This window comes from Sphaerisporangium melleum, assembly GCF_014646695.1.
GTDB classification, from domain to species: Bacteria; Actinomycetota; Actinomycetes; order Streptosporangiales; family Streptosporangiaceae; genus Sphaerisporangium; species Sphaerisporangium melleum.
In genome coordinates, this window is record NZ_BMNT01000021.1 from 132,212 (window position 1) to 146,603 (window position 14,392).

Sequence of the window (14,392 nt, forward strand, 5' to 3'; positions counted from 1 at the left end):
AACCCGACATCTGCCGCATCTGGCGCCCCGGTTCCTTCCGGCCGGGACGGCCGGTCCCGGTGCCCGCCGCGCGCACGCGCGCCGACGGCCGCAGGTCGTGAAGACGCGATGATGAGGGCGGAACGTCACCCGTCCGGTCCGGCCGGGTCGCCCGCGCCACCCGCACCGGCGGCGAGATGATCCCCTGCTCGCCGGAGGCGGCCCGTGCCGCGGGCGCGTCCTACGTGTGGCTCTCCAGGCCGGTCGCGTGGCTGAGGAACCCCGCCGCGGCACGGCCGCGGTTGCCGCTGGCCAGCAGCTCGACCAGGTTCTGGTGCGCTTCGGCCATCTCCGCCCAGCTCCCGGTGAAGCCCGGATCGCCCACGATCCGCAGGCTCAGCAGGCTGGGCTCCATGACGCCCCACAGCCGCGGCAGGTAGCTGTTGCCGCTCAGCTCGACCACCCTGCGGTGGAACGCCATGTCGTACCCGCGGAACGCCGCGAGGTCGTTGCCGCCCGCCGCCTCGCGCATCCCGTCGACCAGCGCCTCCAGCTCCCGGCGCGCTGTGGCGTCGAAGTTCTGCACGGCCTCCCGCGCGGCCGCCTCCTCCAGCAGGCCACGCACCTCGCGGGCATCGTCGGCCTCGCCGGCGCTTATCTGCGTGACGTAGCTTCCCCGGCGCGGCATCGAGGTGACCAGGCCCTCGTGGACCAGGCGCTTGACCGCTTCGCGGACCGGCGCCTGGCTGACGCCGAGCTGCCGGGCGATCTCGGATTCGACGATGCGCGCGCCCGGTTGCAGCCTGCCGTCCAGTATCGACCGCCGCACCAGGTCGTAGGCGTGATCGGACAGCAGGCCGCGTGGCAGCGTGGCTTCCCCGAACGGTGACGTCATGCTCCTCCTTCGGTTATCGCCTAACGATAACCGAGCGAGTGGTGAGCAGGCACGTGCGATCCCGGCCGGGTCGCCGGACGACGGCGGAGCCCGGCCGGGACGCCCGCTCACGGCACGGGGACCGGCCGGGTGAAGGCGAAGTGGTCGATGTCGGCGACGCCGGGCGAGGAGCCGAGAGCGACAAGGTACACCTTGTGCACTCCCTTGGTCGGGGTGATCGGCACCGACTGGGTGGTGTAGTCATCGAACCCGCCGGTGGACGCGACGGTCAGGGTGCCGATCACCGGACCGGTCAGGCCGTCGACGCGGGTCTGGAAGGCGCGGCCCGAGTAGGCGGGGTCGGAGCCGATCGACGCCGTGAACATCGTGCGGCCGTCGCCGAAGTCGACCGTCCGCCGAGATCGCCTCCGGCACCTACCGGGAGACCGTCAACCCCCGCAACGACGGCACCGCCGGCAGCCGTATCACCTACCGGGCCGCGCCCGGCGCGACGGTCGTCATCGACGGCACCGACCCGGTCACCGGCTGGCGAGGCCCGTCGCGCCGTCGGAGCCGGTCGGGGCCACGTAGTAGGTCTTGGGGCGGGGGGCTGCGCATGCGCGACGTCGCCGATGACGGAGGTCAGCAGGGCGGCGACGGCGACGATGACAGACGCGGACGTACGGTGACGCACCACGAATTCCTATCGTCTATCGATTAGGGATGGTGCACCGTATCGACTGCGGAAGCCGGCGGTCAATGGCGTGGAAACACCACCGAAACCGGAACAGAACCCGGCGGACGGGTTTGGTGGTCGGCCCGAGGGGCCGATGGGGACGGCGCCGGAGGCATGGCGAGCTGGAAGAAGCGTGGAAATTGCGCCTAGGATCGTGTTATGGCGTCTTTGGTGGGAGAAGAACCGCTGTCTTTGACGCAGGAGCTCGACCTCCTGGCGTTCGGCCAACGGCTCAAGCACCTGCGCAGGCAGCGCGGGCTGACCCTGGCGGAGCTGGGCGAGCGCGTCGGCCGCGCCCCGAGCCAGCTGTCCCTGCTGGAGAACGGCAAGCGCGAGCCCAAGCTGTCCCTGCTGAAGTCGCTCGCCGCCGCGCTCGGCGTCCCGGTCGAGGAGCTGCTGCGCCGCCAGGCCCCGAGCAGGCGCGCCCAGCTCGAGATCGCCCTGGAGGAGGCGCAGCGCGACCCGATCTACGCCTCGATCGGCCTGCCCCGGCTGAAGGTCTCGGCCCGGGTGCCGAGCGACGTGCTCGAGCACATCATCGGCCTGTACGAGGAGCTGCGCGCCCGCCAGGCCAAGGGGACCGCGACCCCCGAGGAGGCCAGGGCGGCCAATGCCGAGCTGCGGCGCAAGCAGCGCGAGCAGGGCAACTACTTCGCCGAGATCGAGACCGCCGCGGCCGATGCGCTGGCCGCCGTCGGCTACCGCACCGGCGCGCTGTCCCAGGGCACGGTGCAGGCTTTGGTCACCCACTTCGGCTTCACCGTGCGCACCGCCCAGGACCTGCCCCGATCCGTCCGGTCGATCACCGACCTGCGCAACCGGCGCATCTACGTCCAGCACGAGCAACTCGGCATGCACACCCCGCGCACCATCCTGCTGCAGACCCTCGGGCACCTGGCGCTCGGCCACCACAAGCCGCGCGACTTCGCCGACTTCCTGCGCCAGCGCACCGAGGCCAACTACTTCGCCGCCGCCGTCCTGGTGCCCGAGACGGCCGCCGTGCCCTACCTGCAGGAGGCCAAGCGCGACCGGGCGCTGTCGGTGGAGGACCTGCGCGACGTGTTCGCCGTCTCCTACGAGATGGCCGCGCACCGCTTCACCAACCTGGCCACCCACCACCTGGACCTGACCTGCCATTTCGTGCGCAACGACGCGGGTGGCACCATCTACAAGGCCTATGAGAACGACGGCATCGTCTTCCCTGCCGACGAGCAGGGCGCCATCGAGGGCCAGCGGATGTGCCAGAAGTGGTCCGGACGCCAGGTGTTCCAGCGCCCGGACCGCTTCTCGGTCTACCACCAGTACTCCGACACGCCGACCGGCACCTATTTCTGCGTCGCCCACGTCGACCCCTCGCGCGAGCGTGACTTCGCCATCACACTCGGAGTGCCCTACCGCGAGTCGCGCTGGTTCCGGGGCAGGGAGTCGGTCAACCGGACCAGGTCCGACTGCCCGACCGGCGAGTGCTGCCGCCGCCCGCCGGCCGAGCTGACCCAGCGCTGGGAGGGGTACGCCTGGCCGTCGGCGCGGGCCAACTCCCACGTGCTCGCCGCCCTGCCGCCGGGCTCGTTCCCCGGAGTGGACGAAGCCGACGTGTACGCCTTCCTGGAACGTCACGCGGGCGCCTGATTCCGCCTCGCCCGCCGGGAGCCGTCCCGTGGCGCGAGCCGCGGTCGCCGGCGGTGAGGCGCGGCGCCGCCGGCCGGTCCGCCCCGCCTGCGGGCGCGTCCGGCGTGTCAGGTGCCAATAGAGTGATACGTCAGCTGATAGGAGGCGACAGGGGGATCGCGTGCTGCCTGAGGTGGAGACGTGGCTGCGCGACCGTACGACCGCATCCGCGGACTGGCCGGTCGAGGCCCTGCTCGCGGCCAAGGGGAGCACCAGCGTCAGCGTGGTGCTCCCTGCCAGGAACGAGGCCGCGACGGTCGGCGACATCGTCGCGGCGATCCGGCGCGACCTGGTCGAGGCGGTGCCGCTGGTCGACGAACTCATCGTCATCGACTCCCGGTCCACCGACGACACCGCCGCCCGGGCGGCGCGGGCGGGGGCGGCCGTCTTCGCCCAGGACGAGATCCTGCCCGCCCTGGCCCCGATGGACGGCAAGGGCGACGTGCTGTGGAAGTCCCTGGCCGTCACCTCCGGCGACCTGCTGGTCTTCGTCGATGCCGACCTGCGCGAGTTCGACACCGGCTTCGTGACCGGCCTGCTCGGCCCCCTGCTGGCCGACCCCGCCGTGATGTACGTCAAAGGCTGCTACGACCGGCCGTTGCGCGAGGCGCAGGGGGCGGGCGGGCGGGTGACCGAACTGGTGGCCCGCCCGATGCTCAACCTGCACTGGCCGCTGCTGGCCGGGTTCGTCCAGCCGCTCGCCGGCGAGTACGCCGGACGGCGCTCGGTCCTTGAGCGGGTGCCGTTCGCCACCGGGTACGGGGTGGAGATCGGCCTGCTGATCGACCTGCTGGAGCTGGCCGGCCTGGACGCGCTGGCCCAGGTGGACCTGGGCCGGCGGGTGCACTCGCACCAGTCCACCGAGGCGCTCGGCGTCATGGCCGGGCAGATCATGCACACGGCCTGGGCGCGGCTGGAGCGCCAGCGCAAGATCGTCCCGCTGCACAGCCCGGCCACCGGCCTGACCCAGTTCCGCCGCGGCGACGGCCTCCAGGCGACCGGGCACCTTCCGATGGTGCGGGACGTCGCCGTGCCCGAACGTCCCGCGATGCTGGAGGTTCCGCAGTACGCCGTCACCCGGCTGCCCGAACTGCTGGACCAGCGTCCCGCGCTCCCCTGAACCTCGGCGCCCGAGAGGACCGGACGGCGAACGTGGGCATCGCCGGTCAACGGCGTGCCTGCGGCCCGGCTCCGGAGGGACGAAAGTCCCATTTCATCAGGACATTAGGGCCGTAAGGGCGGGACGTCTACCGCTCCTTGACGGACGCTGGAAACGATGTACTGAAGCCGCGAGGAGAACTGAGGAACTGATCCGAAAGGAAGCGGCCATGGCCATCACCGAAGGGCGCCACGACGTCACCCGTACCCGCAACGTCGTCCCCCACGTCCCGGACCAGAACACCGGCCATGTCGAGCAACACAGGCACCCCGTGGACTACGTGTGGGCCGTCGTCCGCCTGGGTCTCGGGTGGACCTTCCTGTGGGCCTTCGTCGACAAGCTGTTCGGGCTGGGCTTCGCCACCCCTGCGGCCAAGGCGTGGATCAACGGCGGCAGCCCGACCACCGGTTTCCTCAAGGGCACCAAGGACGCCGCGCTCGGCGGCTTCTTCGGCGGCCTGGCCGGTCAGCCGTGGGTCGACTGGCTGTTCATGGCCGGCCTGGCCGGCATCGGCACCGCGCTGATCCTCGGCGTGGGCATGCGGATCGCGGCGGCCACCGGTGGCCTGCTGCTGGTGCTGATGTGGGCGGCCGAACTGCCGCTGCCCAACAACCCCTTCCTGGACGAGCACATCGTCTACGCCGTCGTCCTGATCGGCCTGGTGCTCACCGGCGCCGCCGACACCCTCGGCCTCGGCCGCCGGTGGAGCCGGACCGCCCTGGTCGAGCGCTTCCCGATCCTCAAGTAGCCGACGGCGGCCAGGCAGCCCGCCCGCGCACCTCGCGCGGGCGGGCTCCTTCGCGTGTGCGAGGTGCGCGGGCGCTCTACCGCGGCCCGGCCGGGGCGGTCACTGGCGGCCGAACTCGGCGATGGCGGCGGTGGGCCTGCCGGTGAAGTCGAACAGCGCCTGGTTCTCCCAGCCGTTGCCGGAGGAGGGGTCGGCCGGGTCCCAGCCGTTGCCGGCCACGGCCGTCCAGGTGGGCTCCCAGTAGAAGACGCCGAGCGCGCCCGCCGCGCGCGCGGTGCTGATCACGTCCCGGAACATCGCCGCCTGTCCGGCCTGCGTCGCCGGGTAGCCCGGGTAGGGGGTGGCGGCGGTGATGATGTTGCCCAGCTGGTCGGCGTTGCCGGTGGTGAACGGGTAGGCCGTCTCGGCGACGAACACCGGCTTGCCGTACCGGGTCCTGATGTCGATCAGGTTCGCCTGCAGAGCCGCGAGCGTCCCGTGCCAGTACGAGTAGTAGGAGGCGCCGATGACGTCGAAGCGGACGCCCCGGGAGGTCGCGTTGTCGAAGTACCACCGGAACAGGGAGTTGTTCCCTCCCTCGGCCAGGTGGATCACGACCTTCGTCGCGGACGACACCGCCCGGACCGCGTCCGAGCCGGCGTTGAGCAACTCGGCGAGCCGGCCGAAGTCGGCCGAGGCCCGGCCCTCCTCCCACAGCATGCCGTCGTTGATCTCGTTGCCGATCTGCACCATGTCGGCCGTCGTGCCCTGCGCCCGCAGCCCGTTCAGCACGTCGTAGGTGTGGTCGTACACGGCCTGCTTGAGCTGGGCGAACGGCAGGGAGGCCCAGGCCCGGGGCTTGGTCTGGGTGCCCGGGTCGGCCCACCGGTCGGAGTAGTGGAAGTCGACCAGCAGCCGCATGCCGAGGGCCTTGATCCGCCGCGCCATGGTCAGCACGTGCGCCTTGTCGTTGTAGCCGTCCGCGGGCGACACCCACACCTTCAGCCGCGCGTAGTCGGCTCCGGAGGATCTGAGCACCGACAGCGCGTCGCGCCGCACGCCGTCCGTGCCGTAGTACCCGCCGCCGTACGCCTCGGACTTGGCCAGGCTGGACACGTCCGCACCCCTGATCGACAGGGTGCTCGCGCCGGAGGAGAAGGCGACATCGTCGAAGCTCGCCCAGCTGCCGGCCGGGGCGCTGGACGACAGCCGGATCGTGCACGAGCCACCCGAGACGGTCGTGGACACCACGATCCGCAGCCACTGGTCGGTGACCGGCACCTCCGTCCTGCGGTCGGGGCCGCCGCAGTTCTCCAGGCCGGCGTACACCGACGTCTGCCCGCCGCCGTTCCTGACGTAGAGGCTGAGCGTGTAGGAGCCGGAGGCGAGGCCGGTGAGCGTCTGGGAGGTCTTCACCGCGTACGCGCCCGACGACCAGTGGGTGAGCCGGTAGGAGCCGGAACGCCCGCTCCACTCGGTGTACGCCGCGCCCGTCGTGCCCGAGAGGCTCCAGCCCGTCGTGCCGGACTCGAACCCTCCGTTCGTCACGGTCGCCGCGGCCTGCGCGGGTTGTCCGGCCGCCATCGGGAACAGCAGTGCGGCGCCGCACAGCAGCGCCGCCATCGTCCTTTTCATGGACCCTCCGGTCAGGGGAGGTGGATTGTGGGAACGTGCACGCTAATCGCCCGCGGTGTTCTTGAGAAGACGCCCGGAAACCGTCAGGCGCAGGCCGTCATCGACCACGAGGTCAGCGGCTCTGCGCGCCTGCGGGAGAGGAGTTCTCCTGTGCACGTTCACAGAAGGCGGGCTCCTCATCGCGCCTCTCCATCGGTCGCACACCCGGTCGCCGGCGTCCGGTGACCGTACCCCCTGATCGTTCATCGTGGTGGCCTCGCCCGGGGATGCGCCCTCGCATCCCCGGGTCGGAGGTCATCGCTTCCGCGTGTTCCGCCGCACGGTCTCCTCCTTCCCGCGCGTCGCGCGTGCGGCCGGTGTCGTTCGTCGTCCTCGTCGCCCGCCGGAGCCGTCGTGGCGTCCGGCGACGTCTGTGCCGTCCTTTCGGGTGTCTCCCTCGCGTCAGGTGTCTCGTCGTCCGTCTCGTCGCGCAGTCGCAGGTGCCGGTGTCCGGGCGGGTCGCCTCCCTTCGATGGTCGGGTGCGGGCAGGTCAGGTCGTCGTCCGCTGGGTCTGGTCTCCTTTCCTTCGCGTCCACCGGCCGGTCGTCTTCGTCGGGTTTCCGGCCGGCCGGGCCGGTGATCGGTGCCTCCTTTCACGGCGTCGTCGTTCGGGGCGGGGTGGACGGCCCGATGACATCTCCTTTCGCGTGGGGGCCGTGAGGTTCCGGGGGGTCGAGGTCTCCGTGGGGAAGGTCGGGTGCGGCCGGCTCCTTTCACGCCGTTGTCTGGACCTGAATCGAGGTCGGGCCGGGGTTCGGTGGTCTCCTTCCGTGCGACTTCGGCCTGGGCCGCCTCCTTTCCGTGCGGCCATGATCGGGGGTGGTCGGGTGTCACGCCGGTGCGGGCCGGATGCGGTCTCCTTTCCGTCCGCTGCTGTACGGGGCCGATGGGACGGTGCGCCTCCTTTCGATCGGCCGTTGTACGTCCGGGGAACGCGCGAGTCTCCTTCCGTCATCTGGTCCGGGAATGCGGTGCTCTTCTCCTTTCGTCACCTGCCGGCCGTTCACCGCGTCGTCTTCGTGCCGTGCCGGCTAGTTCCAGGCGGCGTGCTGGTCCACCTGTCTCGCTGTGGCCACCGGCACCAGCGCGCGGGGCGGGTTCGGGTCGCGCAGGAGCGTCTCGTAGGAGACCAGCCGCCACGGGCCGAGCTCGGGGTTGGCCAGGACGCTGACCACCTGCGCGTGGACATGTGCTGTTCTGATCTCCTCCTCGGTGCTGATGCGAATGGCGATGAATCCGGCGGTCTGCATGAACTCCTTGTCCCATTGGCGCGGCAGCATCGCGAGCAGCCGATTTCCGTCGACCGCCGTCTCCTTCAGCGTGCGTCCCCTCATGGGACGCAGCGTGAGCACGACCAGCATGGCTTTCTCCCCTCAGTCCCAGGTCGTGCCCGCCGCCACCGTGCAGGTGGCGATCCGGATCCTTATTCCTGGTCCCTTTTCTTTGGCGTTTCCGGTTCTTTCTTGCACTCCCAACTTTGCGCTTTTCCGGCGGCCGGGAACAGAGAGAACAAAGGCAGTAAGCTGCCGCCGGATGGCCGTTTCCTGCCAGCCCCGGCTCTGGACACGCCGAAGCGGCGGAGCCCGCAGGGGACTGCGGGACGCCGCGACGGAGTGAGGGGTGGGAGCGCTTCAGCGGTCCTTGCGCAGGCCGCCGAGGAAACGCCAGAAGGCCGAACGGGCAGGGGCCTCGGGGGCGGGGGCGGCGTCCGCCGCCGGTCGCGGCCGGTCGGCGGCGGACGCCGCCGGGGCGAGGGCGCCGGGCGGCAGGGGACGGGGGGCGAGTTCGAAGTGCACCGGGAGCGAGCGCAGTCCGCGCAGCATGGGGGAGGACCGCCAGGGGAGCTGGTCGGCGGGCAGCGCCAGGCGTACCCGGGTGAACCGGTCGAGCAACCGGCCGACGGCGATCGTGGTGATCCGGGTCGCCAGATGCCGCCCGGAGCACCGGTGCGGCCCGGCGCCCCAGGCCAGATGGGCGCGCGTGCCGCGCAGCGCGTTGCGGTCGATGGCGCCGGCGAACAGCGGGTCGGTGTGGGCGCCGGCGATGGACGGCACCACCGGGTCTCCCGCGGCGATGACGAACCGGCCCATCTGCACGTCCACGAGCGGGAAGCGGAAGGTCAGGTGCGCCGCAGGGGTCCGCACCAGCGCGATGCGGTTCACCAGCTCCTCGATGGAGCCGCGGGACGTGGCGCTCCACAGGCCGGGGTCGGTCAGCACCTCCACGATGGTGTTGCAGATCAGGCTGCCGGTGAAGTCGCCCACCAGCCCGGGGAGCAGCCCGAGCTCGCGGGTCAGCTCCTCCAGGGTGAGATCGGGCACGGCCGCGAGCATGTAGGACGGCAGGTCGTCGCCGGGCGCGCGCATCTTGGCCGCGGCCAGCTCGGTCATCGCCGCGGCCAGCCGCTGCGAGGCGGCCGCGGCCTCCGGACCGGCGTCCACCACCCGCCAGACGTCCATCAGCACGTCGTCGCTCTGCGAGCCCGCGAGGCCCAGCAGCCGCTCGATCACCATCAGCGGCAGGGGGCGGGCGAACTGCGCGGACAGGTCGGCCCAGCCCGCGCCGCTCCCGCCGTCGGCCAGCAGGTCGATGAGGTCGTCGGCGTGCCGGGTGATGGCGCGTTCCAGCGCCTGCGCCTGCGGGCGGGCGGACTCCTGGAACGGGGCGAGCCCGGCCGCCCACGCGTCCCGCAGCCGGCTGAGCCGCGTCCCGTCCTCGAACACCGAGCCGCTGCTCTCGTAGATCGGCGCCAGCGGCCAGCCGGGCGGGACACGGCCCTCGGACCTGGCCCGCCAGTTGGCGGGCCGCTTGCTCCAGATGTCGCCCTCGTTCTGCAGCACCCGCAGCACCTCGCCGTAGCCGATCACCAGCCAGACGGGCACCCCGAGAAGGTCCACCGGTGCCACCGGGCCGTACGTGTGGCGCAGCCGGGCCAGAACCCCCTCAGGATCGGCGTCGTAGTCCCTGCCGAGCAGCGGTTCGACGGGCATCGCCGACAGCCGTTCACCTGTCATCCACGCGTCGGGCGTCAATGCGGGTGCCCACCTTTCCATTCCGGAGACCGCGCCGGCGGGCGTGGCAAGTGTGAGGGGCATCACGCTCCCGGGCCGGCGATGGTCACAAAATGGACCCCTGCCGTCACCGCTCCAGTACGAATCCGAAACTTTTCGGAAACTATCTCCAGCGGCGGGCGGCGCGGTCGAGCGCCTCCGCGGCCTCGGTGGCGAGCCGCCGCACCAGCTCCCCCGCGGGGACCTCCTCGGCGAGCGCATGCCCCTGCCCCGCCCACAGGTTGACGCCCTCGGCGTCACCGGCCCTGCGCGCGGCGGCCCGCAGCGGCGCGGTCAGGTGGTGGACCTGCGGATACGCCGAGGGCGCCTCAGCGGTGTGCTCCCGCAGGAAGCGGTTGACCAGCCCGCGGGCACGGCGGCCGGTGAACGCCCGCGTGACGGCGGTCAGGCGGCGCGAGCCGAGCGCCTCGCGGTGCGCCGGGCTCGTCCCGGCCTCGGGGGTGCGCAGGAAGGCGGTGCCGAGCTGCGCGGCGACGGCGCCCGCCGCCAGCACCGCCGCGACGCCCGCGCCGTCGGCGATGCCCCCGGCGGCCACCACGGGCAGCGGCGTCGCGCGCAGCACCAGGCGCAGCAGCGCGAGCAGGCCGAAGTCGGTGTCGTCGTCGGTGAAGCCGCCCCGGTGCCCGCCGGCCTCGACACCCTGCGCCACCAGCGCGTCGGCCCCGCTCTCGTACGCGGCGACCGCCTCGTCCGGGGTGGTGACCGTGACCAGGACGAGGCACCCGGAGGCACGCAGCTCGCCGGCCACCTCGCGGGGCGGCGTCCCGAAGGTGAACGACACCACCGGCACCCGCTCGGCGGTGACCACGTCCAGCTTGCCGCGCCACCCGTCGTCGTCCGCCACCGGCGCGCCGAGCGGCACACCGTACCGTTCGGACTCCCCGCGCAGCCGCCCCGCGTAGGCCTGGACGGCCGCCTGGTCGGCCGGGCCGGGGGAGGGCACGAAGATGTTGACGCCGAACGGCGCGTCCGTCAGCGCCCGTACCGCCGCGATGTCGGACCGCACGCTCTCGGCGGTACGGTAACCGGCGGCCAGGAAGCCGAGCCCTCCGGCCGCGGACACCGCCGCCGCCAGCTCAGGGGTGGAGGGACCGCCGGCCAGCGGGGCCTGGACGATCGGCAGGGCGAGCGCCGAGAGATCCACTGTCCCACTCTAACCAGGCGTCCGCAGGCGCTCCCCGTGCCCCCGGCCGGGCGCGTGCCGCCCGCGTCAGCCGCCCGGCCGGATGCGGCGCAGGCGCTGGATCTCGGCGGTCTGGGTGACCGAGATGTCCTCGGCGAGCTCCTGCACGGTGATGTGCGAGCCCTTGTCCATCTCGTCGGCGGCCATGGCGATGGCGCCCGCGTGATGGTCGGTCATGAGCCGCAGGTAGAGGCGGTCGAAGTCCGCGCCCGAGGCCGCGCGCAGCTCCGCGAGCTGCTCGTCCGTCGCCATGCCCGGCATGTCGTGGTGCGCGGCGTGGTGGTCGGGGACGCGCTGCCCCTGGTCGCGCAGCCACCGGATCATCGCGTTGATCTCCGGCCCCTGGACGCCGGCGATGCGCGCGGCGATGCGCTTGACCTGGTCGGAGGCGGCGCGGGTGGCGGCCAGGGCGCTCATGTCGAGGGCTTGACGGTGGTGGACCACCATGTCCTGCATGAACGTCACGTCCGCGGCGTTGGCGGTGGGGGAGGGGACGGGAGTGACCAGGTCGCCCGGTGCGAGCGTTCCGGCCGTCTCACCGGGCCGTCCTGGGGCGATGACGGGTGCGGAGGCGGTCGCGACGGCCTGGGCCGCCGGCCCGCCCGAACAGCCGGTCACGGTCAGCGCGACGACGCCGGCGGCGATGAGGAGCGCGACGCGCACCCGGCCTCCCTGAGAGGATCTTTGCTGTGCGGCTGCACACCTTAACGCCATTAGGAGCCCGGGGTAAAGACGGGACGTTGGCAGATTTTGCTGACAATGTGGACTATGGCGACATTCATCTGTTTGGTCCATGATCTCCTTGTGTTCACTTCTGACAGGAAGTTGCAAGGAGGGTTCTGAGTGTCGTCCACCCCCCGCAGAGGCGGCCTGACCGGCCGGATCCTCGTCCTGGCAGGCACGGTCGCGGCGATGGTGCTCGCGACCGTCCCCGCGCAGGCAGCGGACATCCCGGGCACCGACCAGATCGTCATGAGCCCGAACGTCCAGCACGTGGCGAACATCCCGAAACCCGCGGCCATCGCCAACACCATCAACACCGACATCGCCTTCCAGGGCGACTACGCCTACGTGGGCAACTACGGGGGCTTCTCCATCTACGACATCAAGAACCCCAAGAAGACCAGTGTGGTCAGCTCGGTGGTCTGCCCCGGCTCCCAGATGGACCTGTCGGTCTACGGCGACCTGCTGTTCGCCTCGGTCGACTCCTCGCGCTCCGACGACTCCTGCAACAGCGTCTCCCAGCCTGCGTCGAACAAGGCGTCCTGGGAGGGCATCCGCATCTTCGACGTGAGCGACAAGGCCAACCCCAAGTACATCAAGTCCGTCGAGACCGCCTGTGGCTCGCACACCCACACCCTGGTGCCGGACAAGCGGCGCGGCAACGTGTACCTGTACGTGTCGTCGTACTCGCCGCGGGCCGACTACCCCGACTGCCAGCCGCCGCACGACAAGATCTCGATCGTCAAGGTGCCGCTGAACGACCCCACGTCGGCTTCGGTGGTCGCCACCCCGGTGGTGTTCCCCGACGGCGGCAACGAGACCCAGCCGGGTCTGGCGGCGCCCACCAGCGGCTGCCACGACATCACCGCCTACGCCGAGAAGGGCATCGCGGCGGGCGCGTGCATGGGCGACGGCGTGCTGTTCGACATCAGGGACCCAGAGAACCCGAAGGTGACGGCGCGGGTGACCGACCCCAACTTCGCGTTCTGGCACTCGGCCACCTTCAACAACGAAGGCACGAAGGTCGTGTTCACCGACGAGCTCGGCGGCGGCGGCGCGGCCACCTGCAACGAGACGGTCGGCCCGAACCGCGGCGCGGACGCCATCTACGACATCAGGCACGGTCAACTCGTGTTCAAGAGCTACTTCAAGATCCCGCGGTACCAGGGGGAGACGGAGAACTGCGTCGCGCACAACGGCTCGCTCATCCCGGTCAAGGGACGCGACATCATGGTGCAGGCGTGGTACCAGGGCGGCGCCTCGATCTGGGACTTCACCGACTCCACCCGCCCGGCCGAGATCGGTTACTTCGAGCGCGGCCCGGCGGCCGAGGGCTCGGGCGGCTTCTGGTCGGCGTACTACTACAACGGCTACATCTACGCCAGCGACTTCAACCGGGGCTTCGACGTCATCAAAATCAATGATCGGCGGACCAACCCGGCCAACGGCGTCCATGTGGACCGCCTGAACGTCCAGACCCAGGGCTCCTACCGCGAGCGCGGCCACGGCGACTGGATCTGGAGCGCCGACGAGGACTGACCGGCGGCCGGTCGCGCGGGACGCCGCCGGCGCACCGCGCGACCATCTCCGCAGACCCCGCGCCGGCCTCGGCGGACGTCCTGACCGGCGTGCCGGGGCGACGGGCGGGGAACATAGTGTGCAGGACCAGTGATGGACGGCCCGGGCGCCGCACGGCCCCGGGCCGTCCTGCGCGTCCGCGGCCGGCCGGGCGGTCCCCGGCGGTCGCACGGTCATGGCGGGATGCGAGTAAGGTGAGCACCGCCCGGGTGTTACCGCTGGTAACGCCTGCCGTCCGCGGCGCGCGGCGGCTGCCCGGCACGTTCCCTCGTGAGGAGTTGTCGAGACGATGGCCGAGAGTGCGAGCGAGTTCTCCCTGGAGCTGAGCGCGGACCTTCGCGAGGTCCGCGACTGGGTCCACGACTTCGCGGCCGGCGTCATCCGCCCGGCCGGCGCCGAGTGGGACGAGCGCGAGGAGACCCCGTGGCCGGTCATCCAGGAGGCAGCCAAGATCGGGCTGTACTCGCTGGACTTCTTCGCCCAGCAGTGGTTCGAGCCGAGCGGCCTCGGCATCCCGGTGGCCTTCGAAGAGATCTTCTGGGGCGACGCTGGCATCGGCCTGTCCCTCGCCGGCACCGGCCTGGCCGCCGCCGCGCTCGCCGCCAACGGCACCCCCGAGCAGATGGCGGAGTGGCTCCCGCAGATGTTCGGCACCCCCGACGACGTCAAGCTCGGCGCCTTCTGCGCCTCCGAGCCGGACGCCGGCTCCGACGTCGGCGCCATCCGCACCCGGGCGGTGTACGACCAGGCCACCGGTGACTGGGTGCTCAACGGCGTCAAGACCTGGGCCACCAACGGCGGCATCGCCGACGTCCACGTCGTCGTGGCCTCCGTCGACCCCGAACTGCGCACCCGCGGCCAGGCGTCCTTCATCGTGCCGCCGGGCACCCCCGGCCTGTCCCAGGGGCAGAAGTTCAGAAAGCACGGCATCCGCGCCTCGCACACCGCCGAGGTCGTCCTCTCCGACGTGCGCGTGCCCGGCGGCTGCCTGGTGGGCGGCAAGGAGAAGCTCGACGCCC

11 protein-coding genes and 1 pseudogene are annotated in these 14,392 nt (G+C 71.7%); 5 read left to right on the forward strand and 7 right to left on the reverse strand.

Annotated features, from left to right (window positions below; all coding sequences use genetic code 11):
• Positions 1-220: 220 nt before the first annotated feature.
• On the reverse strand, positions 221-874 hold the full coding sequence (locus tag IEY93_RS19770; protein WP_189164568.1) for a GntR family transcriptional regulator: 654 nt from the start codon (positions 872-874) through the stop codon (positions 221-223).
• A gap of 107 nt (positions 875-981) precedes the next feature.
• Positions 982-1,251, reverse strand: a pseudogene (locus IEY93_RS19775) (carbohydrate-binding protein); the annotation flags it as partial.
• Between the two features lie 497 nt (positions 1,252-1,748).
• Here IEY93_RS19775 and IEY93_RS19780 point away from each other — a divergent pair.
• The 3 genes from IEY93_RS19780 to IEY93_RS19790 all read left to right on the forward strand — a co-directional run bounded on the left by IEY93_RS19780 (position 1,749) and on the right by IEY93_RS19790 (position 5,164).
• Positions 1,749-3,218 carry an XRE family transcriptional regulator gene (locus tag IEY93_RS19780; RefSeq protein ID WP_229691287.1) on the forward strand — a complete coding sequence of 490 codons (1,470 nt, stop codon included), beginning with the start codon at positions 1,749-1,751 and terminating at the stop codon, positions 3,216-3,218.
• Between the two features lie 160 nt (positions 3,219-3,378).
• Positions 3,379-4,377: a glucosyl-3-phosphoglycerate synthase gene (locus IEY93_RS19785; RefSeq protein WP_189164570.1), complete on the forward strand. Its 999-nt coding sequence runs from the start codon at positions 3,379-3,381 to the stop codon at positions 4,375-4,377.
• A gap of 208 nt (positions 4,378-4,585) precedes the next feature.
• Positions 4,586-5,164, forward strand: coding sequence for a hypothetical protein (locus tag IEY93_RS19790; protein WP_229691288.1), 579 nt, complete (start codon positions 4,586-4,588; stop codon positions 5,162-5,164).
• A gap of 99 nt (positions 5,165-5,263) precedes the next feature.
• On the opposite strand, the gene IEY93_RS19795 is transcribed toward IEY93_RS19790, so the two are convergent.
• The 5 genes from IEY93_RS19795 to IEY93_RS19815 all read right to left on the reverse strand — a co-directional run bounded on the left by IEY93_RS19795 (position 5,264) and on the right by IEY93_RS19815 (position 11,735).
• Positions 5,264-6,778 carry a glycosyl hydrolase 53 family protein gene (locus tag IEY93_RS19795; protein ID WP_189164571.1) on the reverse strand — a complete coding sequence of 505 codons (1,515 nt, stop codon included), beginning with the start codon at positions 6,776-6,778 and terminating at the stop codon, positions 5,264-5,266.
• Between the two features lie 1,071 nt (positions 6,779-7,849).
• Positions 7,850-8,179 carry a hypothetical protein gene (locus tag IEY93_RS19800; RefSeq protein ID WP_189164572.1) on the reverse strand — a complete coding sequence of 110 codons (330 nt, stop codon included), beginning with the start codon at positions 8,177-8,179 and terminating at the stop codon, positions 7,850-7,852.
• A 270-nt stretch (positions 8,180-8,449) separates the two neighbouring features.
• The gene (locus IEY93_RS19805; protein ID WP_203968745.1) at positions 8,450-9,850 is read right to left on the reverse strand and encodes a cytochrome P450 family protein; all 1,401 of its coding nucleotides are present in this window, start codon (positions 9,848-9,850) and stop codon (positions 8,450-8,452) included.
• 142 nt (positions 9,851-9,992) lie between these two features.
• Positions 9,993-11,033: a nitronate monooxygenase gene (locus IEY93_RS19810; RefSeq protein ID WP_189164573.1), complete on the reverse strand. Its 1,041-nt coding sequence runs from the start codon at positions 11,031-11,033 to the stop codon at positions 9,993-9,995.
• Positions 11,034-11,099: 66 nt separating this feature from the next.
• Positions 11,100-11,735, reverse strand: coding sequence for a DUF305 domain-containing protein (locus tag IEY93_RS19815; protein ID WP_189164574.1), 636 nt, complete (start codon positions 11,733-11,735; stop codon positions 11,100-11,102).
• A 180-nt stretch (positions 11,736-11,915) separates the two neighbouring features.
• Here IEY93_RS19815 and IEY93_RS19820 point away from each other — a divergent pair, with 180 nt between their 5' ends.
• Together IEY93_RS19820 and IEY93_RS38330 are read left to right on the forward strand one after the other, a co-directional pair.
• A complete protein-coding gene (locus IEY93_RS19820) occupies positions 11,916-13,334 on the forward strand; it encodes an LVIVD repeat-containing protein (RefSeq protein WP_307837601.1) in 1,419 nt (472 codons plus the stop codon).
• A 328-nt stretch (positions 13,335-13,662) separates the two neighbouring features.
• On the forward strand, positions 13,663-14,392 hold a 730-nt coding region (locus IEY93_RS38330; RefSeq protein WP_229691289.1), incomplete at its 3' end, for an acyl-CoA dehydrogenase family protein.

Bases quoted from the DNA above. Each gene is read 5' to 3' on its own strand.
- IEY93_RS19790 (WP_229691288.1), top strand. From the start codon at position 4,586: ATGGCCATCACCGAAGGGCGCCACGACGTCACCCGTACCCGCAACGTC.
- IEY93_RS19780 (WP_229691287.1), top strand. From the start codon at position 1,749: ATGGCGTCTTTGGTGGGAGAAGAACCGCTGTCTTTGACGCAGGAGCTC.
- IEY93_RS19770 (WP_189164568.1), bottom strand. From the start codon at position 874: ATGACGTCACCGTTCGGGGAAGCCACGCTGCCACGCGGCCTGCTGTCC.
- IEY93_RS19800 (WP_189164572.1), bottom strand. From the start codon at position 8,179: ATGCTGGTCGTGCTCACGCTGCGTCCCATGAGGGGACGCACGCTGAAG.
- IEY93_RS19795 (WP_189164571.1), bottom strand. From the start codon at position 6,778: ATGAAAAGGACGATGGCGGCGCTGCTGTGCGGCGCCGCACTGCTGTTC.